This window comes from Flavobacterium sp. 25HG05S-40, from assembly GCF_052654735.1.
Genome location: NZ_CP199750.1, coordinates 2,856,955 through 2,879,175, shown reverse-complemented (window position 1 = coordinate 2,879,175; position 22,221 = coordinate 2,856,955). Strand labels below are relative to the sequence as shown.

The following is a 22,221-nucleotide window of genomic DNA, read 5'->3' as shown; positions in this document are numbered from 1 at the left end:
ATTATGCATTACAATGGTTTTGATTATGCACTACAATTGTTTTGATTATGCATTATAATTTTCAAGATTATAATGCATGATTTTTTTGTTTACCGTATGGAATCAATTTTTAATGTCTTTTTACTTAAATTAGCCATAGATAAATTGTACTTTCATGACTAACAAATTGGTTCTTCTGTTCTTATTTTTTGTTTCGATGGCCTTTTCGCAAACATCGTTGCCTTTAATTCCGCAACCTGGAATAGTTGAAATTCGAAATGGGCATTTTATAGTAAATGATAAAACAGTTATTCAGGCTGATGTCAATATGCCGGAAACACAATATTTGCAACAAGCCATAAAACAGCAAACAGGTTTAGACCTGAAAATTGTTGCTGTCAGTAATAAACCCAATAAAATTGCTCTGAGCTATACGACAACAAGTCGAAAAAGAGAAGGCTATGGACTAATGGTTTCCGATAAAAATATCGCTATATATGCGGAACATCCAGAAGGCTTTTTTTACGGAATACAGACATTATTACAGCTATTGCCTTCAGAAAAAAGTAAGACAATAAAGGTACCGTGTTTACTCATTTCAGATGATCCCAAATTCGCTTGGCGTGGTATGCACCTCGATTGTGCCCGACATTTCTTTCCAGTAGATTTTGTCAAAAAATATATCGACTACTTGGCCATGTATAAGTTCAATACCTTTCATTGGCATTTGACGGATGATCAAGGCTGGCGTATTGAAATCAAGCAATATCCAAAGCTGACAACTATAGGAGCATGGAGAAACGGATCCATGATTGGTCATTACAACGACCAAACCTATGATGACAAACGTTATGGCGGGTTTTATACGCAGGAAGAAATCAAGGAAGTTGTAGCTTATGCAAGCCAAAGGCATATCACCGTAGTGCCCGAAATAGAAATGCCTGGACATGCAGTAGCGGCTTTGGCAGCATATCCCGAATATTCTTGCACTGGTGGTCCTTTTGAAGTGGGCAAACAATGGGGTGTTTTAGACGATGTCTTTTGTCCGAAAGAGAAAACCTTTACATTTCTTCAAAATATCTTAGCAGAAGTAATCCAACTTTTCCCATCACAATACATTCATATTGGTGGCGACGAATGTCCAAAAACACGCTGGAAAGCCTGTCCGCAATTTCAGTCGCTTATCAAAGAAAAAGGGTTGAAAGATGAACATGAACTGCAAAGCTATTTCATCCAAAGAATTGAAAAATTTGTCAACAGTAAGGGTCGAAAAATTATAGGTTGGGATGAAATCTTGGAAGGCGGTTTGGCTCCAAACGCGGCAGTGATGAGTTGGCGTGGTATCGAAGGTGGAATTACCGCAGCAAAGCAAAAACACTATGTTGTCATGACTCCGGGTTCTCATTGTTATTTCGATTATTATCAAGGACATCCTAAAAATGAACCTTTAGCGATTGGTGGCTATCTTCCGGTGGAGAAAGTGTATTCCTTTAACCCAATTCCGAAAGAGTTGTCTAAAGATGAAGCTCAATATATTTTAGGGGCGCAGGCCAATGTGTGGACAGAATACATCGAAAAGCCGCAAAATGTGGAATACATGATTTTCCCCAGAATGTTAGCGCTTTCTGAGGTGCTTTGGGGAACATCCAATCCGGAGAAATATACCGATTTCCAAAACAGAATGATACAACAATTTGCCGTTTTGGATCAAAAAGGAATTCAGTATAGCAAAGCCATTTTTGAAGTCACAACCAAAGTTAATCCTTCACCCAAAAGCGATGGTGTTTTATTTGAACTACATTCGGCCAATGACTCAAAAAAAATCAGGTATACTACAGATGGAACAGCGCCAACTTTACGTTCTGATTCGTATGACACCCCAATCCCAATCACAAAAAATCAAACTGTCAAAGCCGCTTATTTTGACAAGGATAAGCAACAAAGTGCTGTGATGGAGCAAGCTTTTTATGTCAATAAAGCTACTGGAAAGAAAATCACACTGGTCAATCCGCCACACGAAAACTACAGCAATGGTGGCCCTTTTACTTTAGTCGATGGGATGTACGGAAACCGAAGTAGGTTCGGTCGCGAATGGCTAGGATTTTCCGGTAAAGATTTGAAGGCTACCATTGATTTAGGAACATCTGAAACCATAAGCAAAATAACGGTTAGTGTACTCGAAAACCAAGGCAGTTGGATTTATTATCCTAACGGAATCGAACTACTGATTTCTAATGATGGCCAAAATTTTCAAAGTCTTCAAAAAATTTCTTTATCACAAATAAAAGAAGTTAAAGGCAATGTAGTCGTGAATTTTAAATCTCAAAAGGGGCAATACATCAAAATAGTGGCTGGCAATAAGGGAAAAATTCCCGAAGGAAATCCCGGAGCTGGTGCCGATGCTTGGTTGTTTGTAGATGAAATAAGTATAGAATAAATAAAGTATGTCAAACCGCAGAAATTTTATCAAAACATCAGCTCTGGCAACTGTGGCCGTAGCACTAAACTCTTTTACTAGCAAAGAGGAAGAATCCACTAGTACATTTGGAAAACAAAAAGCAGAACAGAACGGAACGAAACCTATCGTGATTTCAACATGGAATTTTGGTGTGAAAGCCAACGGTGCTGCCTGGGAAATATTAAAAAACAACGGACGTGCTTTAGATGCGGTGGAAGCCGGAGTAAAAATCCCGGAAGGCGATCCTGCGGAAAGAAGCGTAGGTTATGGAGGAAGACCGGATAGAGATGGGCGCGTAACCTTGGATGCTTGCATCATGGATGAATTCTCGAATATTGGTTCAGTAGCTTGTCTGGAGCACATCAAGCATCCTATCGCAGTGGCAAGAGCCGTAATGGAAAAAACGCCACACGTAATGTTGGTAGGCGATGGCGCATTGCAGTTTGCTTTGTCGCAAGGATTTAAAAAAGAAAATTTACTCGTAGAAGCCTCTGAAAAAGAATGGAAGGAATGGCTTAAAACAAGTCAGTACAAACCTATTGCCAATATTGAAAATCACGATACCATAGGCATGATAGCTTTAGACAGTTTCGGAAATTTATCAGGAGCATGTACCACAAGCGGTATGGCTTACAAAATGCACGGACGCGTCGGCGATTCCCCAATTATTGGAGCTGGATTGTATGTTGATAATGAAATTGGAGCTGCTACAGCCACGGGTCATGGAGAAGAAGTCATCAGAATTGCTGGCTGTCATTTGGTTGTAGAACTGATGCGTCAGGGAAAATCACCACAAAAAGCTTGCGAAGAAGCAGTTAGCAGAATTGTAAAACTAACCCAAAACCGAAATAAAAATCTCAAGGATATTCAAGTTGGATTTATAGCCCTAAACAAAAAAGGGGAATACGGTGCCTATTGCGTCCAAAGCGGATTCAACTTTGCGGTAAACGATACCAACGGAAATACATTGGTAGACGCTGACTACTTCTTAAAATAACTTACAGTCACAACTATGCCTAATATAGTTCAAAATCCTAGCTTGGAAATAGCTTGTTTTAATCTACCCTCAGCCCTAATGGCTCAGGAAAACGGCGCCGATAGAGTAGAACTTTGTGATGGCTTTGAAGTTGGAGGTACAACGCCTTCGATAGCGTTGGTTACAAAAGCAAAAGAACTTTTAAAGATTGATGTATACGTGATGATTCGCCCAAGGGGAGTCAATTTTGTCTATTCGGATGAAGAGTTTAACCAAATGCAATCGGATATACTACAATTAAAAGAACTGAAAGTGGATGGTTTTGTATTCGGAATTTTAAAGGAAAACAATACCCTCAATGTGGAACAAAATAAACGCTTAGTCGATTTGGCGAAGCCATTACCTTGTACCTTTCATCGGGCTTTCGACGAAGTTGAAGATGCTTTTTGGGCACTGGAACAAATTATTGACTGTGGTTTTACAACTGTATTAACTTCGGGTCAGGCCCAAGATGTAACCGATGGAATGAATCGCTTAGCTGAATTGGTATTCAAAGCTGGCAACCGAATTACAATTATGCCCGGAGGCGGTTTAAGATCTAATAACATTGAAGTCATCCAAGAAAACACGAAAGCCATTTTTTATCATTCTTCTGCGATTACCGATGGAAAACAGACAGCCAATCCGGAAGAAATTTTCAATTTGAAAAATAAATTAAAATAATGAATCGACCGTTTACATTGTTACTGCTAACCTTGTTGCCATTACTGGTATGGTCGCAACATTCTGAACGAAGTTTGAATGCTGAACAATGGACATTCAAAAAAACAAGCGATTTTAATTGGCTTCCGGCCACCGTTCCGGGAACTGTTCACACCGATTTATATAACAACAAAAGTATTCCAAACCCTTTTTATGGCGCTAACGAAAAGCAGTTGCAATGGATAGAAAATGAAGATTGGGAATACCAAACGTCTTTTATCGTTTCGAAAGAAGAACTAAAAAGCCAAAAGAGTTATCTTCAGTTTGACGGATTAGATACGTATGCAGAAGTGTATCTTAATGGTAACAAAATTCTTTCAGCCAACAATATGTTCCGAACGTGGAAAATCTATGTAAAAAAAGGGCTTAAATTAGGAACCAATCATCTCAAAATAATTTTTTCTTCAGCCGTTAAGAAAGGTCAAGAAGAAGCCAAACAGCTCCCGTATGCCTTACCCGGTGACGAAAAAGTATTCACTCGAAAAGCGCAATACCACTATGGTTGGGATTGGGGACCGCGTTTTGTAACAGCTGGAATCTACAAAAAAGTAGCGCTGCATTTTTGGAATTCGGCAAAAATATCCAAGGTACGTTACCATCAAAAAAGCCTAACCGATTCTTTAGCAACAATAGAGTTTATAACTAGTATTGAAAGCACAGTCAATGGTAAATTCCGTTTAAACATCAACAATACCACTCAGGAAATTCAGTTGCAGCAAGGGGAAAATGTGGTGGCAGTTTCCTATGCTATCCAAAATCCCAGACGATGGTGGACTAATGGCTTAGGGGAGGCCTTTTTGTATTCTTTTGAAATCACACTTTCGAAATCCAATCAAAAGTTAGACGAACGACATTTAGATATTGGACTCCGAACAATTGAATTGGTTCAGGATAAAGACGCTATCGGCAAAAGTTTTTACTTCAAACTCAACGGAATTCCGGTTTTTATGAAAGGAGCTAATTATATTCCGCCCGATAGTTTTCTACCAACAGCTACTGATTCTGTTTATAAAAATATAGTCAAGAATGCCGTTGACTCCAACATGAACATGCTCCGGGTTTGGGGTGGCGGCGTTTATGCCGATGATGCTTTTTATGATGCTTGTGATAAAAATGGGATTTTGGTCTGGCAGGATTTTATGTTTGCTTGCGCCATGTATCCTGGTGATGCTGATTTTATAGAGAATGTAAAACAGGAAGTTATCGATAACGTTACGCGTTTACAGCATCATCCCTGTATCGCACTTTGGTGTGGGAATAACGAAAATGATGAAGGTTGGCACAATTGGGGCTGGCAAAAACAATACAACTATTCATCTGAAAATCAAGACAAAATATGGAAGGATTATCAAAAGTTGTTTCACGAAGTGATTCCGGAAACCTTAAACCGTTTGCTTGCTTCCAATGAAAACCGCTATTGGCCCTCTTCACCTTCCATTGGTTGGGGTAAAAAGGAAAGCCTGCTGCAAGGTGATTCCCATTATTGGGGCGTATGGTGGGGCATGGAGCCCTTTGAAATCTATAGAAAAAAGGTCGGTCGATTTATGAGTGAATATGGTTTTCAGGGTATGCCCAATTTGAAAACGTTCATGTCCTTTGCCAAAGAAGAAGAGTTGAATCTAAATTCAGATGCCTTAAAAAACCATCAAAAACATACCACAGGATATCAGACCATCAATGAGTATATGGCCCGAGATTATAAAGTGCCTACGAATTTTGAGGACTATATTTATGTATCTCAACTGCTGCAGGCAGAAGGCATGAAAACAGCTATTGAGGCACACAGGCAAGCCAAACCTTATTGCATGGGCACTTTATATTGGCAACTCAACGATTGTTGGCCGGTGACTTCATGGAGTTCAATAGATTATTTTGGCAGATGGAAAGCAGTGCACTATCAGGTGAAACGGAGTTTTGAAAACCTTTTGATTTCCGTTAAGGAGACCAATACAACATATAGTATTTATTTAACTAATGACAGTTTAGAAAATTTTGGCGGTGATTTAGATTTTAAATTGATGGATTTCAAAGGCAATCTTCTTTGGGAAAGTAATGTTGTTGCGGCAGTTCCAGCTAATTCTTCCTTAGTTCAGTTTGAAATTCCGAAGACTTATTTGGAATCTTTTGATTTCAAAAAAGCATTTCTCTTAATTTCCTTTCAATCAAAAACGAAATCAACAAAAGCGTTACACTATTTCGTCAAACCCAAAGATTTGCCATTTACCAAACCCAACATTCAACTAACAAAAATAGACGAGCTAACCTATGAAATCACTTCGGATGTATTGGCCAAAAATGTTTTCTTGTCTTCGGACGAATATACTTTTTTTAATGACAATTTTTTTGATGTTTTACCCAACGAAAAAATTATAATTAATCTAACGAAGCCTGTAAAAAAGATAACTGCAAAATCGATATTTGATACTTTGCCATAAAAAAAGGTTGCCAATAGTGGCAACCTTTTTAAATAAAACAACCTATGATTATTGTTGTTTGATAACCTTAATGATCTTTTGTTGATTGTCTGCTTGTACTTTAATAAAGTACGTTGCGTCTGCTAATCGGGATAAATCCACCTGAACTTGAGTAGCATTCGTATCTTCTGTTGATATAAGCTGCCCCAACATATTGATCAAAGTAACTTGGGTGATTTCTTTAGAATAGGAAATAGTGACTACAGACGAAGTTGGATTTGGATAATACATAAAATGTAATTCGTCCCATTCTTTACTTCCTAAAGTAACGGTTACCGTCACGGCAAATGGAGTACTTGAACATGCGCCTTCAACATTTACAGCGTAGTAGGTCGCTCCACTTACTAACACCGTTGATAACGCTAAAGCCCCAGTTCCGGATTGTGCGTCGGAAAGCGAACCATACCAGATAACATTGGTTGGACTTACCACTAAATCTGCTATAGTAGCCTCATTTAAATCGGTAACTTCAAAAGTCTGAATAGCATTTCCGGTTGGTGTACTTGCAGAATTTACTGTGATGGTCAAAGTTGCTGTTGTAGCACATTGTCCGACATCAGGTGTAAAGGTGTAAGTCGTAGTTGTTGTATTGTCTAAAGCAGGCGACCATGATCCAGTATATCCGTTGTTGGAAGTGGTTGGCAACCCCGACAAAGTATCTCCGTTACATATAGGAGCTATAGCAGTAAATGTTGGTGTTACCGGTAGATTTACGGTGATAATCAAAGTTGCTGTTGTAGCACATTGTCCGGCATCGGGCGTAAAGGTATAGGTCGTTGTTGCCGTATTGTCTAAAGCAGGTGACCATGATCCGGTAAATCCGTTATTAGAAGTGGTTGGCAACCCCGACAAAGTATCTCCGTTACATATAGGAGCTACAGCAGTAAATGTTGGTGTTACCGGTTGATTTACGGTGATAATCAAAGTTGCAGTTGTAGCACATTGTCCGGCATCCGGAGTAAAGGTATAGGTCGTCGTTGCCGTATTGTCTAAAGCAGGTGACCATGCGCCGGTAAATCCGTTGTTGGAAGTGGTTGGCAAAGCCGATAAAGTGCCTCCGTTACATATTGTAGCTACTGCATTGAAAGTAGGTGTTATGGGTTGATTTATAGTGATAATCAAAGTGGCTGTTGTTGCACATTGTCCGGCATCCGGAGTAAAGGTATAGGTCGTTGTTGCCGTATTGTCTAAAGCAGGCGACCATGATCCTGTAAATCCATTGTTGGAAGTGGTTGGTAACTCCGACAAAGTATCTCCGTTACATATAGGAGCTACTGCATTGAATGTTGGTGTTAAAGGTTGGTTTACTGTAACTGTTAAAGTTGTAGATATTCCACATTGTCCCGGATTAGGAGTAAATGTATACGTTGTTGTTGCAGTATTATCAAGGGCAGGCGTCCAAGTACCCGATATACCATTATTTGATGTAGATGGTAATACTAAAGCATCACCGTTACAAATTGGCGCAATTGCTGTAAAAGTTGGAAGAACTGGTTGATTTACTATAACCGTTAAAGTAGTATCCACACCACATTGTCCTGGATTAGGAGTAAATGTATATGTAGTTGTTGCTGTATTATCAATTACAGGTGACCAAACTCCGACAATTCCATTGTTTGATGTTGTTGGTAAAACTAAAGCATCACCATTACAGATTGGTGCTATAGCTGTAAAAGTTGGCACAGTTGTGGGTTGGTTAACGATAATAGTCAAAGTAGTATCTGCAGCACATTGTCCGGCATCAGGCGTAAAAGTATATTGGGTTGTTACCGTATTATCCAAAGCTGGCGACCAAGTTCCGGTGTATCCGTTGTTGGAAGTTGTCGGCAATACTGATAATGTTTCACCGTTACATATCGGTGCAACTGCATTAAATGTTGGTGTTGTTGGTTGAATCACCGTTATAGTCGATGAGGCTATTGTGGCACATTGTCCGGCATCTGGCGTGAAAGTGTAGGTCGTTGTTGTCGTATTATCCAAAGCTGGCGACCAAGTTCCGGTATAACCGTTGTTCGAAGTTGTTGGTAAAGCCGTTAAAGTATCTCCGTTACAAATATCAGCTACAGCAGTAAAGGTTGGTGTTGTTGGCTGAATTACCGTTATGGTCAAGGAAGCTGTTGTAGCACATAGACCGGCATCGGGCGTGAAAGTGTAGGTTGTTGTAATGGTATTATCCAAAGCTGGCGACCAAGTTCCTGTGTATCCGTTGTTGGAAGTTGTTGGTAAAGCGTTTAAAGAATCCCCGTTACAAATATCCGTTACAGCAGTAAAGGTTGGCGTTGTTGGCTGAACAACTGTAACAGTCAAAGTTGTGATTGTTGCACATTGACCCGCGTCCGGTGTAAAGGTATAGGTTGTTGTCGTTGTATTGTCTATAGCTGGAGACCAGCTTCCATTATAACCATTTAGTGAAGTTGATGGTAATAGTAATAAGTCACCATTACAAATTGTAATAGCATTAAATGTTGGTGTTGATGGCTGTACAACTGTAACAGTCAAAGTAGTAGTACTCGCACATTGTCCGGGATCAGGAGTAAAAGTATAGACTGCTGTATTGGTATTGTCAACAGATGGAGACCAGCTTCCATTATAACCATTTAGTGAAGTTAACGGTAATGATAATGAGTCACCGTTACAAATTGTTATAGCATTAAATGTTGGTGTGGTTGGCTGAATCACCGTTATCGTCAATGAGGCAGTTGTAGCACATTGTCCGGCATCAGGCGTAAAAGTATATAGGGTTGTTACTGTATTATCCAAAGCAGGAGACCAACTTCCGGTATATCCATTGTTCGAAGTTGTTGGTAAAGCCGTTAAAGAATCTCCGTTACAAATATCCGCTACAGCGGTAAATATTGGCGTTATTGGCTGAATCACCGTTATTGTTAATGATGCAGTTGTAGCACATTGTCCGGCGTCTGGTGTGAACGTATAAGTGGTTGTTACCGTATTATCCAAAGCAGGCGACCACGTTCCGGTATATCCGTTTAAAGAAGTTGTCGGCAAAGCCGTTAAAGAATCTCCGTTACAAATATCAGCCACAGCAGTAAATGTTGGCGTTGTGGGTTGAATTACCGTTATCGTCAATGATGAAGTAGTAGCACATTGTCCGGCATCCGGCGTAAAAGTATATGTAGTTGTTACCGTATTATCCAAAGCTGGCGACCAAGTTCCTGTATATCCATTGTTGGAAGTTGTTGGTAAAGCCGTTAAAGTATCTCCGTTACAAATATCTGCTAGAGCTGTAAAGGTTGGCGTTGTTGGTTGAATCACAGTAATGGTCAATGATGCAGTAGTAGCGCATTGTCCGGCATCAGGCGTGAAAGTATATGTAGTTGTTACCGTATTATCCAAAGCAGGCGACCAAGTTCCTGTATATCCATTGTTGGAAGTTGTTGGCAAAGCCAGTAAAGAATCTCCGTTACAAATATCCGCCACAGCAGTAAAGGTTGGCGTTGTTGGCTGAATTACTGTTATCGTCAATGAAGCAGTTGTAGCACATTGTCCGGCATCAGGTGTAAAAGTGTAAGTTGTTGTAATGGTATTATCCAAAGCAGGTGACCAACTTCCGGTATAACCGTTTAAGGAAGTGTTTGGCAAAGCCGTTAAAGAATCTCCGTTACAAATATTTGGTACACCGGTAAAGGTTGGTAATGTTGGTTGAATCACTGTTATGGTTAATGATGCAGTTGTAGCACATTGTCCAGCATCCGGAGTAAAAGTATATAGGGTTGTAATCGTATTGTCCAGAGCTGGAGACCACGTTCCTGTGTATCCGTTGTTGGAAGTTGTTGGCAAAGCTGTTAAAGTATCTCCGTTACAAATATCCGCCACAGCAGTAAAGGTTGGCGTTGTTGGTTGAATCACCGTTATCGTCAATGAGGCTGTAGTAGCACATTGTCCAGCATCCGGAGTAAAAGTATATAGGGTTGTTACCGTATTATCCAAAGCTGGAGACCACGTTCCTGTGTATCCATTGTTGGAAGTTGTTGGCAAAGCCGTTAAGGTATCTCCGTTACAAATATCCGCCACAGCAGTAAAGGTTGGCGTTGTTGGCTGGATTACCGTTATGGTTAATGAAGCAGTTGTAGCACATTGTCCGGCATCCGGAGTAAAAGTATATAGGGTTGTAATCGTATTGTCCAGAGCTGGAGACCACGTTCCTGTGTATCCGTTGTTGGAAGTTGTTGGCAAAGCTGTTAAAGTATCTCCGTTACAAATATCAGCCACAGCAGTAAAGGTTGGCGTTGTTGGTTGAATCACCGTTATCGTCAATGAGGCTGTAGTAGCACATTGTCCAGCATCCGGAGTAAAAGTATATAAGGTTGTTACCGTATTATCCAAAGCTGGAGACCACGTTCCTGTGTATCCGTTGTTGGAAGTTGTTGGCAAAGCTGTTAAAGAATCCCCGTTACAAATATCTGCTACACCCGTAAAGGTTGGCGTTGTTGGCTGGATTACCGTTATGGTTAATGAAGCAGTTGTAGCACATTGTCCGGCATCTGGTGTAAAGGTATAAACTGTTGTAATGGTATTATCCAAAGCAGGCGACCACGTTCCGGTATAACCGTTTATGGAAGTTGTTGGCAAAGCCGTTAAAGAATCTCCGTTACAAATATCTGCTACAGGAGTAAAGGTTGGCGTTGTGGGTTGAATCACCGTTATCGTCAATGAGGCTGTTGTAGCGCATTGCCCGGCATCAGGCGTGAAAGTATATGTAGTTGTTACCGTATTATCCAAAGCAGGCGACCACGTTCCAGTATATCCATTTAAAGAAGTGGTTGGTAAAGCGGTTAAAGTATCTCCGTTACAGATGTCTGCTACCGGATTGAAAGTTGGTGTTGTTTTAGGGAATAATGCCTGTGTAATTTCCAAACCATAAGTTCCTTCCTCGTTTCCTAATCCATAATAACCTTCTACTAAAACATATACTACATCGAAAGTAGAAACATCAAAATCAGTTATTGACGATTGTAATGTAGCACCGCAATCATCATCACTATTGGTTAATTCGGTAACACCGTCTTCTGCAAAAACTCTGATGATGGTATCAAAATCAGTTCCGGTACAGGTGTTCAAACTTATAGTGTCCGCACATTCATCTAATGTAACTTTATACCAAACATCGGGAGATAATTCGCCTGTGGTATCTGTAAAACAATTGGTTGCAAGATTATTACCTGAGGTATTATAACTTGTTGTAGTAACATCAATAGCGGTAGCAAAAGTATCTCCGGGAGGAGGTGTAGTATTTATGGTTAAATTCAACGTTTCTGTACTACAACTTGTTGGATTTGTCGCAATTGCCAGATTTTTAATAGAAATATATCTGTTGGGAACTGTCGTTGATGAACTAATCACAACACTACTAATAAAATTGTTATCAAAATACCCAAAAGTATCTGTGTCCGCAGTAACCGTTCTACTTTGTACATGACCATTAGAATAGGTAACTGTTACATTTCCTGATATAACAGCATCATTAATATCCGAAGTGAAATAATTGGCGGACACTCCGTAAACAGGTGGATTAAAGCTTATCGTTATTGGATTGTTTGGATTTGCTGTTCCCAAGAAATCACCGCTCGAATACATGCCGCCTGGTGCCGACATAGAAACGGTTGTACTTCCCAAAGTAAAGGTGGTCGGATTGGTGGCAACCGCATTACTCAAATCTGTAAAGTCTACGGTCGAATTAAATGAAAAAGCGTGTTCAGCCCAAGCCGAAAAGTCATCTATTTCCACAGTATCAGTCAATGGAATAGTGGCTGTGTAAGTGCCACTTGTAGTGTAAGTTGTACCGGTAATAGGCCATGTATAACTGTTACAGATGGTCAAATCGGTCGTATTAGCTCCGTTTGGAAAAACCGTAATTGTCACAGTAACAGGGTTAGCACACTCGCCCACATCTGGAGTGAAGGTATAAGTTGTGGTTGCGGTGTTATCTAAAGCAGGTAACCATGAACCTTGGATTCCATTGTTAGAGGTCGTTGGCAATGGAGATAAGGGACTACCCGAACATATTGGAGTAACAGCTGGGAAGGTTGGTGTAACTGCCGGAATGATAGTTAAATCTAAGGTTTCACTTCCGGTTGGATTGGTAGCGATACTCAAATTGTTTAATGAAATAAAAGGCCCAACAGAAGTTGATGATACAACAACATTAGTTAAAGGAGCAACAGAAAAATAACCAAAAGTTTCAGTGTCAGTAGCTACCGTTCGGGTGTCTATTGCACCATCAGAATAAGTGGCGGTTACGTTTCCGCTAATGACATTGTCCGTTATATCAGTAACAAAATAATTTCCTGCGATTCCGTAAATAGGTGGATTAAAAGAAATCGTTATGGCCTCATTAGTATTATTAGTACCCACAAAGTTTCCGTTAGAATACATGCCACCTGGAGCACTTAACGTCACATTGGTTGTTCCAATAGTTAGATTTATAGTAGTAGCGGCTGGAATCCCGGCCATGTTATTCGTAGCCACAGTAGCGCCATAAGTAGCAGCAGAAGTGTCCCAAGCCGATTGATCATTAAAAAGTTGTGTGATGCCACCGCCAGAAGTATAAATTCCGCTTATGGTATATGTCTGACCGTTTTCTGCCCAAGTATAACTATCGCAAGCCGTTACAGTTGTCGTTGCTAAAGTAGTAAGTGGCGGAACTTCATTTCTGGACACATTTTGTACGGTAACTTTTCTCGAATCGTCTTTGTGAGCTAAGCCTTTTCCGATTTTAGACTGTGAAAAAGTTGCAAAATTGACAACCAGAAATAATAAAAAAGCAATTGTAAAAGTTCTTTCTGTAGGGTAATTTTTTCTCATATGATTGTATTTTGGGGTGCTATAATTGACCAAAATGGGGTCTTATTCTTCACTCTATTAATAAAAACAATTCGATAAAAATAGAGATTAAATTCATAAGCTTCGTAAATTAATCGTTGTATTTAAGGTTATTAACGATAAACAAATAAAAACGCCCTGCATTTGCAGGGCGTTTTTATGTTCTCTTTGGACTTTTAAAATAAACCATTTATTTCAGCATTTATTCTATTGATGATGTCGCCTAAGTCTTCCGGGTTGTTCACAAAATCAATATTGTCAACGTCAATGATTAGCAATTTTCCTTTGTCATAAGTGTGAATCCAAGCTTCATAGCGTTCATTTAACCGACTTAAATAATCAATAGAGATCGTGTTTTCATAATCTCGTCCTCTTTTATGTATTTGAGAAACTAAATTGGGAATAGAGCTTCTAAGATAAATCAATAAATCTGGTGCGCCAACCAAGCCTTCCATCAACTGAAAAAGGTCGGAATAATTTTCGAAATCTCTATTGGTCATCAAACCCATAGCGTGTAAGTTGGGTGCAAAAATATGGGCATCTTCATAAATCGTTCGGTCCTGAATGATGTTTTTTCCACTTTCTCTAATTTGCAATACTTGACGAAAACGGGAATTCAAAAAATAAATCTGAAGGTTAAAACTCCAACGTTCCATTTGGTGGTAAAAATCATCCAAATACGGATTGTCAACTACGTCTTCAAAATGAGGTTCCCATTTGAATTGTTTGGCTAAAAATCGAGTTAACGTGGTCTTTCCTGCTCCAATGTTTCCGGCTACTGCTATGTGCATTATGGTAATTTTATTTTATAATTCTTAATTTGTTGGTTGGTAAAAATAGCCAAAATTTGGTCTTTGTAATAATAATTTTGAAACGATTTCTCAACAATGTCTATTTCGTAAATGGTTTTCGTAACGTTATTCAGGCAGAACAGAACGTTGTCACGCGAGAACAAAATTCGTTCACTATCGATAATCTGAATTTTTTCAAAAGGAGGAATATTAGCCAGTAAGCTGACTTTCCCGAAGATGTCAATAGCATACCAATTGTTGATTTCGTCAATCCAATAAAAATTATTAAAATCTGATTGCGTGAACTGAATCCCTTCCTGAATGGGATTTCCAATATTTTTTGAAGTGTTTTTTAAATAATCAAACAATAATATTTGTTGGGTCAACGAATTGTAAATCCAAAACTGATTTTGTGATGCCAAGCCAATTTTAGAAGCAAAGATGCTACTATCAATGTCAAAAAGGTTCAACTTCTGAATTTCGTTAAGCTGATTGTCGAGTGTGATTATGGTATTGAAATCTTCATAAAAAACAACAATTTGCAGCGGATTGACATAATCCACAGAAGTAATTTTGCCTAAAGCTACATTTTTATATTCCCACTTTTGAGCGTCTTTTTCTTTTATGAAGACATTGTCTTTAATGTAATAGTTATTGCCCAGTCCATCAAAACCAATATAGGTTTTGTTTTCCAACTCCGCGGTGCTTAAAACGGTAGTTTTTAGTTTCTGGTTCTGACCAAATGTCAGTGCGAAACTTAGTAAAAACAAGATATAAACGACTCTTTTCATCATACCGCTAAAGTAAGCTAAACCAAATTAATTTCCATCAGTCACCAAAAATATTTTAACAAAACATTGGTAACAGAAACGACTAACATTTGTCATATTTGTTCTTTACAAAATTATTAAACATGAAAAAAATAACGTACTTTTTATTGTTGTTCCTCACTTTTGCTAGTGTTAGTGCTCAAAAAGATTTCCAAGGCGTAGCGGTATATGAATCAAAAACAAGCACCGCGGATATGAAAAACGGTTTTAAAGGCAACAAAGATATTTCTCCCGAGATGCAGAAAATGATTGAGGAACGGGTAAAAAAAATGCTCGAGAAAACCTTTGTCCTCAACTTTGATAAATCGGCATCCATCTATAAAGAAGAAGAAAAACTAGATGCTCCTGCTACACAAGGCGGCGGTGGCGGCATGCGCATGATGTTTAATTCATTTACCGGCGGAGGTGGAACGTATTATAAAAACGTAAAAGAGAAAACCTATACTTCTGCCAAAGAATTTATGGGTAAAGAATTTCTCGTAAAAGATTCGTTGCCAAAATTAGACTGGAAAATGGAGTCCGAAACCAAAGTCATTGGCGGTTACACTTGTTACAAAGCCACAGCCGTTAAACCAGTAAGTCAATCTGATTTTAGAAATTTCAGAAAAAAGGACGAAACAAAACCCGATGAGGTCAAAAAAGAAGAGAAAGAAAAAACGACCAATTTTATGGAAGGTTTTGAAATGCCCAAAGAAATCAACATTACAGCATGGTATACTCCAGAAATTCCGGTTAGTCAAGGACCTGATTCCTATTGGGGATTACCGGGTTTAATTTTGGAAGTAAACGACGGAAAAACCACCATTCTTTGTTCAAAAGTGGTGATGAATGCCAAAGAGAAGGTCGAAATCAAAGCGCCGTCTAACGGGAAAGTGGTTACACAGAAAGAGTACGATGAAACCGTAATCAAAAAAATGGAAGAAATGAGCGAGATGAATCCGGGACGCGGCGGCATGCAAATCCGAATGAATCGATAAAGCTTCACTAACAAATAAGTTTATAGCCTTGACTTCTAATGTTTATGATTTGAACAGTAGTGTCGAGGCTTAATTTTTTTCGGAGTTTGGTAATAAACACATCCATGCTTCTGCCCGAGAAAAAATCAGTGTCACCCCAAATTTTCTTCAAAAGAACCGTCCTGTCAATAATTTCGTTTTTATTCTCCATCAGCAACTGTAATAACGCCGCTTCCCGATGCGTTAAATGTTCCACTTTATCTTCAAAAACAAGTGTTTGCTTTACGGAATTAAATACATAACGTCCAATAGTAATCCGTTCTTCATTGGTTTTTGGAACAATCCTACCCAAAAGCGCATGAATCCGTACAATCAATTCTTCCATACTAAATGGTTTTTTCAGATAATCATTGCCGCCAACTGCAAAACCATCTAAAACATCCTGCGTTTGCGACTTGGCCGTGAGAAAAATAATCGGAATGCTTTTGTTTACTTTACGAACGTCTTGAGCTACAGAAAAGCCATCTTTAAGCGGCATCATAACATCCAAAACCAAAATATCCGGACATTCGTTCAAAAAAGTATCAAACGCTTCCTGACCGTTTTTGCAATGCGCTACTTGAAAGTTTCGAGTTTCCAGACTTTCCTTAATGATTTGTGCCAAGGCCGGTTCGTCTTCGGCTAAAAGAACTTTTATTTTAGTAGTCATTAGGAAGGGTTATTTTAAATAAAGTAGGCGCAGCATTCGAAATTAATTCGATACTACCACCGTGTTTTTCTATGATTTTTTTCGAATAATACAATCCGATTCCGAATCCTTTTACATTGTGGATGTTGCCTTTCGGAATACGGTAAAATTTTTCAAAAATCTTCTCTTTATGACTTTTATCCATTCCAATGCCGTTATCTTCTATCAAAATATGGATGTTGTTCTTGTGCGAAGTTAATCCGACTTTAATCTCTGAGCCACCGTATTTCAAGGCATTGTCAATGATGTTAGAGAGTGCATTTTCGATATGAAAGACGTCAATAGGCATAAACAATTCCGTGCTTTTGGTTTCTAAGGTGATGTTTTTGTCCGGAAAGTTAAGCTGATGTTTTTCGATGCAGTTCGCGAGCACCGAAAGCAAATCGGTTTGCTCCTTTTTTAGGGTTAACTGGTCGGTTTCCAGCGAGGCGGTTTCTAACAAACGCTCCACCATGATTTCCAGTTTTTTTAATTGATTTCCGGAAATGGCCAAGTATCGATTCGTTTTTTCAACGTCATTTTCGGCATTAAAGTTTTTTATCCCTTCAAGAGCCGAACCAATTGTGGTTATCGGTGTTTTGAATTCGTGTGTAATGTTGCTGATTAAATCGTTTTTGATTTCATCAATTTTTTTCTGCTTATTGATGGTTCGTAATAAATATAGCAAACAACTGATGATCGATACAGATAGTAAGAAAGACAGCAGTATTTCAGTCTGACTTCTTTGGAGCACTAATAAAATGGGATTAGAAAATAGAATTTTGATCGCTTCTTTTTTAGGAAGATAAGCCGATTTTGAAACACTACTTAACGTCAAAGGAATGTTTTTGGTACGTTGATACGAATTATAAAGCGTATCACATTTGAGATGTTGCAGTTTGTAATCGATAGCAATGTTTTTTCGTTTAAGTTCTTTTTCAAAAGCAGTACTCAACGCTTTAAATTCGATAGTATCCTGCATCATCGATAGGACAATTTTATTAGCAAGATTTTTAAGCGCCATGACGCTATCAGCATCTTTTTGTCCTTTGAAAACACTAATAGCTTTGATAGATGAAGGTTTGATGGTGTTCAGTGTAACTTTAGGATCTTTATCGGTACCATTATCTACCACCAAGTCATTTTCCAACTGTTTCTGAATGGAATCCAGCGCTTCCTTACTGGCATTCCCATCAGAATTGATTTTGATATTGACAATAGTAGCCGTTTTCACCGAGTCCGATTTCAAACCCGAACGTTTCTTTTTGTTTTTTGCTTTCCCGAAAGGACTTTCTTTTAAAGCGGCATCTTTTTCAACAGATTTAAAAAATTGATCCGAATCCATGCTGTTGTCATTATTTACAAAGGCAACAATATTATCTTTCATATATTCAACATAGTAATATTCAATACTATTATCTAAAGCAGATTGGACTTCCATTATTAGACGAGCCTTATTCTCTTCATAATTTTTAATGTTCCAATACACTTGTAGTCCAAGAGTGGCCACAATAGTCAATGTGATAAACAGTAATAAATAAGGATAATTTTTTCTTTTCATACTTCAAAAGTACTAACAAAATAAGTCCAAAAAGCGACGTTAACAAACGTTAACTTAAGTTAACCCAAAGTGCGATTATTAATGTTTTAGTTTGTATCATCAATTCTAAAGAACACTATCATGATTAAGATTATTACCAAGATTATCGTAGCAATACTACTCGCAACTACAAGTATGCTAAAGGCTCAGAATTTTCAGGGACAGGCTTTTTATAAGTCGAAAACCAATATTGAAGCTTCTTTTAACATTGAAAGTCCAGGGCTCAATGAAGAAATGAAGAAAAAAATTATGGAAAACATGAAAAAGGAATTCGAAAAAGAGTACATACTTACCTTCAATAAAACCGAATCTATTTATGAAGAAGAACAGAAATTGGAAGCGCCTTCACCTTCTGTAGGAGGCGGAGTCGTAGTTAAAATGGGAGGTGGAGATGGTAAAGCCTATAAAAACATCAAAAATAAAGTTTCGATTACCGAAGAAGATTTTTTTGGCAAAGAGTTTTTGATTACCGATTCGCTTTCCACTTATCAATGGAAATTAGAAAGTGAAACCAAAAAGATTGGCGATTATACCTGCTACAAAGCAACTTACTTGATTCCTGTTTCCGAGAGTGAAAAGGAAGCATACGAGAAACTAAAAAACAAAAAAGAGGATGGAAAAACTCAATTTATGATGCTAAGCGAACCGAAAGAACAATTGATAACGGTTTGGTATACGCCGGAAATTCCTTTTAGTCATGGTCCAGGAGAATATTGGGGTTTACCCGGATTAATTTTAGAAGCGAATTTTGATAAAACCGTAATTCTATGTTCTAAAGTAATTCTGAATCCCAAAGAAAAGCTAACGATTAAAGTTCCCAATAAAGGCAAAAAGGTAACGAAATCAGAATACGAACGTCTTGTGCAGGAGCAATTGGAGCAGATGAGCAATCAAAGTGATGAGAAGGGCGGAATTCGCATTGAAGTACACCGATAATCATTAAATATTTCTTAAATAAAATCGTTTCATTCAATTGTTTTATACTTTTAATTTTCAAACCACCATTTGATGAGGAATCTCTATTTTCTACTGGTATTTTTTACCACCACTTTCTCCTTTTCGCAAAGCGTAAAATTTGACGGAATCATTACCGACTCCAAAGCAGTGCCGCTGGAAATGGCCAATGTTATGGCGGTCAATCAGGCTACAAAAGCGGTTGATGGCTACAGTATCACCAACGACAAAGGAAGGTTTCAGTTAAATTTAAAAGCCAATGCGACCTATTCGATCAAAGTGAGCTATATCGGATTTCAAGCGGTTGATTTAACTGTTGTCACCACTACCGAAAACATCAATAAAGTCATTACTTTGGAAGAGGGAACACAGTTGGATGAAGTCGAAATTGTTCGTGAAATGCCGGTTTCTATTAAAGGCGATACGATTGTCTACAATGCGGATTCGTTCAAAACTGGAACCGAACGCAAACTGGAAGATGTGCTGAAAAAATTGCCTGGAGTAGAAGTCAATGCCGATGGTGAAGTAGAAGTTGAAGGTAAAAAAGTCTCCAAACTGATGGTAGAAGGTAAAGATTTTTTTGATGGAGATACCAAATTGGGTGTGAAAAACATTCCAGCTGACGCCATTGATAAAGTCCAGATTTTACGCAATTACAATGAGAATTCCATTCTAAAAGGCGTGGAGAACAATGAGGATAATGTGGCGATGAACATCAAACTCAAGGACGGAAAGAAAAACTTTTGGTTTGGCGATGTCACGGCCGGAATTGGCGTGGGTCATGATGAAAATCGCTACAACATCAATCCAAAATTGTTTTATTACAGTCCAAAATACAGCATCAATCTCATTACCAATTTCAATAACATAGGCGAATTACCGCTGACGTTTCAGGATTATTTCAAGTTTACCGGCGGATTCCGAAACATGATGGCCAAAGGTGGTTCTACGTTCAATGTTTCTTCTAATGATTTGGGAATTTCATTGCTGAGAAACGACCGAGCTAAAGAAATCGAAACCAATTTTGGTGCTACTAATTTTTCGTACAATCCTACCAAAGCCTGGACACTGAGTGGTTTTGCGATTCTTTCTTCTTCAAAGACCGAATTGGAAACCAGTACCAAAACCAACTTCTTAGAACCCAATTCCTCAGCAGTAGCCATCACGGAAAACCGGACCGATACTTCAGAACAAAAAAACGACTTGGGATTGTTTAAATTAAGTTCGTCGTACAAACCCAATGCTAATTTTCAAATGGATTATGATATCCTGACAAAGCTTTCCAAACAAAATGAAGTAACCGATTTGTTCCGACAAACCGTAGACAATTCGGGAACGCAAAGTGAGAACATCGGAACCAGCAAAAATCAGGAACCGTTATCGGTAAATCAAAATCTGGGAATGTATTACACGCTGAATGACAAAAACGTATTCGCCTTTGATGCACAACATTTGTATCAAAACGAAGACCCATTTTACAATGCCAATCTTCAATCGCAACCGTTTAATTTGGCCGATTATATCACGGGACAAAACCGAAACAACATCAATCAGCAACGCTTTGTAAAAACGAATAAACTCGATGCCAAATTGGATTATTACTACATGTTGACGCCCAAAAGTAATTTGAATATCACATTGGGCAACACCTATTCTTTCCAAAGTTTTGACTCGGGAATCTATCAGATTTTGGATAACGGAACGGTCAATCCGCTCAACGACAGCAGTACAACTAACAATGTCAATTATTCTTTTAATGACACTTTTCTCGGATTTCACTATAAAATACTGTCCGGAAAATTCACCGTTACACCTGGAGTAAGTCTACATTCGTATACCATGACTAACGGCCAATTGGGAACTAAATTCAAGCTAGACTTTGAGCGTATTTTGCCCGATTTATTTGTACAGTATCAAATTAAAAAATCGGAAAGTCTGACGTATAATTTTTCGTTGAGCAATAATTTTACCGACATCAACAAGCTCGCCGAAGGGTATGTTTTAAACAGTTATAACAGCATCACAAGAGGTAACAGAACACTTGAAAATTCGACGTCACAGGTACATTCGCTGCGTTATTTTAAATACAACATGTTCAATTTTGAGAATATTTTTGCCAACGCCACCTATACCAAAACGGTCGATGCAGTGAAATCGCGCTTTCGTTTTGATGGAGTCAATCAAACGTCATCGCCTATCAATTCAGATTTTGCAGACGAATCTTTTTCAGCTATGGGAAGCTATGGAAGATCCTTTCTTAAGAACTACAAAGCTTCTGCCAACGTGAGTTTCAACTGGTCAAAATTCAACAACCTTCAGTTCAATCCGGCTACAAATGATGATGTTGCTATTACGAATGAAAGTTTTACCCAAAGCTACACCATCAAGCTATCAACCAATTTTAAAAACATGCCTAACCTCGAATTGGGCTACGATTACGACATCAACGATTATCAAAACAACCGATTTTACACCGATAAACCGTTCGCACGATTGGATTATTATTTCTTGAAAAGCTTCTCTTTTGTTTCAGAATATGAATTTTATCACTACTACAACAATGACCGTAGCGTAGAAAACGAATATGATTTTCTGTCAGCCAGCCTGATTTACCAAAAAACAAAAGACAGTCATTGGGAGTATAAAATCTCAGGAACCAATTTGTTGAATACGACTTCGCTTAACGACGATAGCTTTAATCAAAACGTGGTGCGAACCTCTCAGTATCGGGTGCAGCCACGGTATATTATTTTTAGTTTGAAGTATAATTTGTAGCAATTTGCTTCGCCGGTTCACTCTTTAGGAGCTCGTGTCCTGCTGTCCGCTATATCTTTTTATCTCGTTCTAAGAACGAGTTAAAAAGGATGCCACTTC

12 protein-coding genes are annotated in these 22,221 nt (G+C 38.6%); 7 read left to right on the top strand and 5 right to left on the bottom strand.

What is annotated here, in order from left to right; all coding sequences use genetic code 11:
- Nucleotides 1–154 precede the first annotated feature (154 nt).
- From ACULEU_RS12480 to ACULEU_RS12465, 4 genes are read left to right on the top strand one after another with little or no spacing between them, the layout of a single operon-like run.
- Nucleotides 155–2,416 (top strand): glycoside hydrolase family 20 protein, encoded by a 2,262-nt coding sequence (locus tag ACULEU_RS12480; protein ID WP_445452898.1) that lies wholly within the window; start codon nucleotides 155–157, stop codon nucleotides 2,414–2,416.
- Nucleotides 2,417–2,423: 7 nt separating this feature from the next.
- Nucleotides 2,424–3,434: an isoaspartyl peptidase/L-asparaginase family protein gene (locus tag ACULEU_RS12475; protein ID WP_445452897.1), complete on the top strand. Its 1,011-nt coding sequence runs from the start codon at nucleotides 2,424–2,426 to the stop codon at nucleotides 3,432–3,434.
- Between the two features lie 15 nt (nucleotides 3,435–3,449).
- Complete coding sequence (locus tag ACULEU_RS12470) at nucleotides 3,450–4,136, top strand: copper homeostasis protein CutC (RefSeq protein WP_445452896.1); 687 nt, start codon at nucleotides 3,450–3,452, stop codon at nucleotides 4,134–4,136.
- Entirely contained in the window at nucleotides 4,136–6,610 is a 2,475-nt protein-coding gene (locus ACULEU_RS12465; RefSeq protein WP_445452895.1) for a beta-mannosidase, read from the top strand. The genes ACULEU_RS12470 and ACULEU_RS12465 overlap by 1 nt, the downstream gene beginning before the upstream one ends.
- 48 nt (nucleotides 6,611–6,658) lie before the next feature.
- On the opposite strand, the gene ACULEU_RS12460 is transcribed toward ACULEU_RS12465, so the two are convergent.
- The 3 genes from ACULEU_RS12460 to ACULEU_RS12450 all read right to left on the bottom strand — a co-directional run bounded on the left by ACULEU_RS12460 (nucleotide 6,659) and on the right by ACULEU_RS12450 (nucleotide 15,074).
- The gene (locus ACULEU_RS12460; RefSeq protein ID WP_445452894.1) at nucleotides 6,659–13,471 is read right to left on the bottom strand and encodes a T9SS type A sorting domain-containing protein; all 6,813 of its coding nucleotides are present in this window, start codon (nucleotides 13,469–13,471) and stop codon (nucleotides 6,659–6,661) included.
- A gap of 194 nt (nucleotides 13,472–13,665) precedes the next feature.
- Nucleotides 13,666–14,280, bottom strand: a complete 615-nt coding sequence (locus ACULEU_RS12455) for a deoxynucleoside kinase (RefSeq protein WP_290286199.1) — start codon at nucleotides 14,278–14,280, stop codon at nucleotides 13,666–13,668.
- Nucleotides 14,280–15,074, bottom strand: a complete 795-nt coding sequence (locus ACULEU_RS12450; protein ID WP_445452893.1) for a hypothetical protein — start codon at nucleotides 15,072–15,074, stop codon at nucleotides 14,280–14,282. Before ACULEU_RS12450 ends, ACULEU_RS12455 begins: the two co-directional genes overlap by 1 nt.
- A gap of 119 nt (nucleotides 15,075–15,193) precedes the next feature.
- Here ACULEU_RS12450 and ACULEU_RS12445 point away from each other — a divergent pair, with 119 nt between their 5' ends.
- On the top strand, nucleotides 15,194–16,087 hold the full coding sequence (locus tag ACULEU_RS12445) for a GLPGLI family protein (RefSeq protein WP_445452892.1): 894 nt from the start codon (nucleotides 15,194–15,196) through the stop codon (nucleotides 16,085–16,087).
- Nucleotides 16,088–16,094: 7 nt separating this feature from the next.
- Here the strand turns inward: ACULEU_RS12445 and ACULEU_RS12440 are convergent, their stop codons facing one another.
- Together ACULEU_RS12440 and ACULEU_RS12435 are read right to left on the bottom strand one after the other, a co-directional pair.
- Nucleotides 16,095–16,775, bottom strand: a complete 681-nt coding sequence (locus ACULEU_RS12440) for a response regulator transcription factor (protein WP_445452891.1) — start codon at nucleotides 16,773–16,775, stop codon at nucleotides 16,095–16,097.
- Nucleotides 16,765–18,354, bottom strand: a complete 1,590-nt coding sequence (locus ACULEU_RS12435; RefSeq protein ID WP_445452890.1) for a sensor histidine kinase — start codon at nucleotides 18,352–18,354, stop codon at nucleotides 16,765–16,767. The genes ACULEU_RS12440 and ACULEU_RS12435 overlap by 11 nt, the downstream gene beginning before the upstream one ends.
- Before the next feature lie 120 nt (nucleotides 18,355–18,474).
- Here ACULEU_RS12435 and ACULEU_RS12430 point away from each other — a divergent pair, with 120 nt between their 5' ends.
- On the top strand, nucleotides 18,475–19,329 hold the full coding sequence (locus tag ACULEU_RS12430) for a GLPGLI family protein (RefSeq protein ID WP_445452889.1): 855 nt from the start codon (nucleotides 18,475–18,477) through the stop codon (nucleotides 19,327–19,329).
- Between the two features lie 72 nt (nucleotides 19,330–19,401).
- Nucleotides 19,402–22,122 (top strand): carboxypeptidase regulatory-like domain-containing protein, encoded by a 2,721-nt coding sequence (locus ACULEU_RS12425; RefSeq protein ID WP_445452888.1) that lies wholly within the window; start codon nucleotides 19,402–19,404, stop codon nucleotides 22,120–22,122.
- The last annotated feature ends 99 nt before the right edge of the window (nucleotides 22,123–22,221 follow it).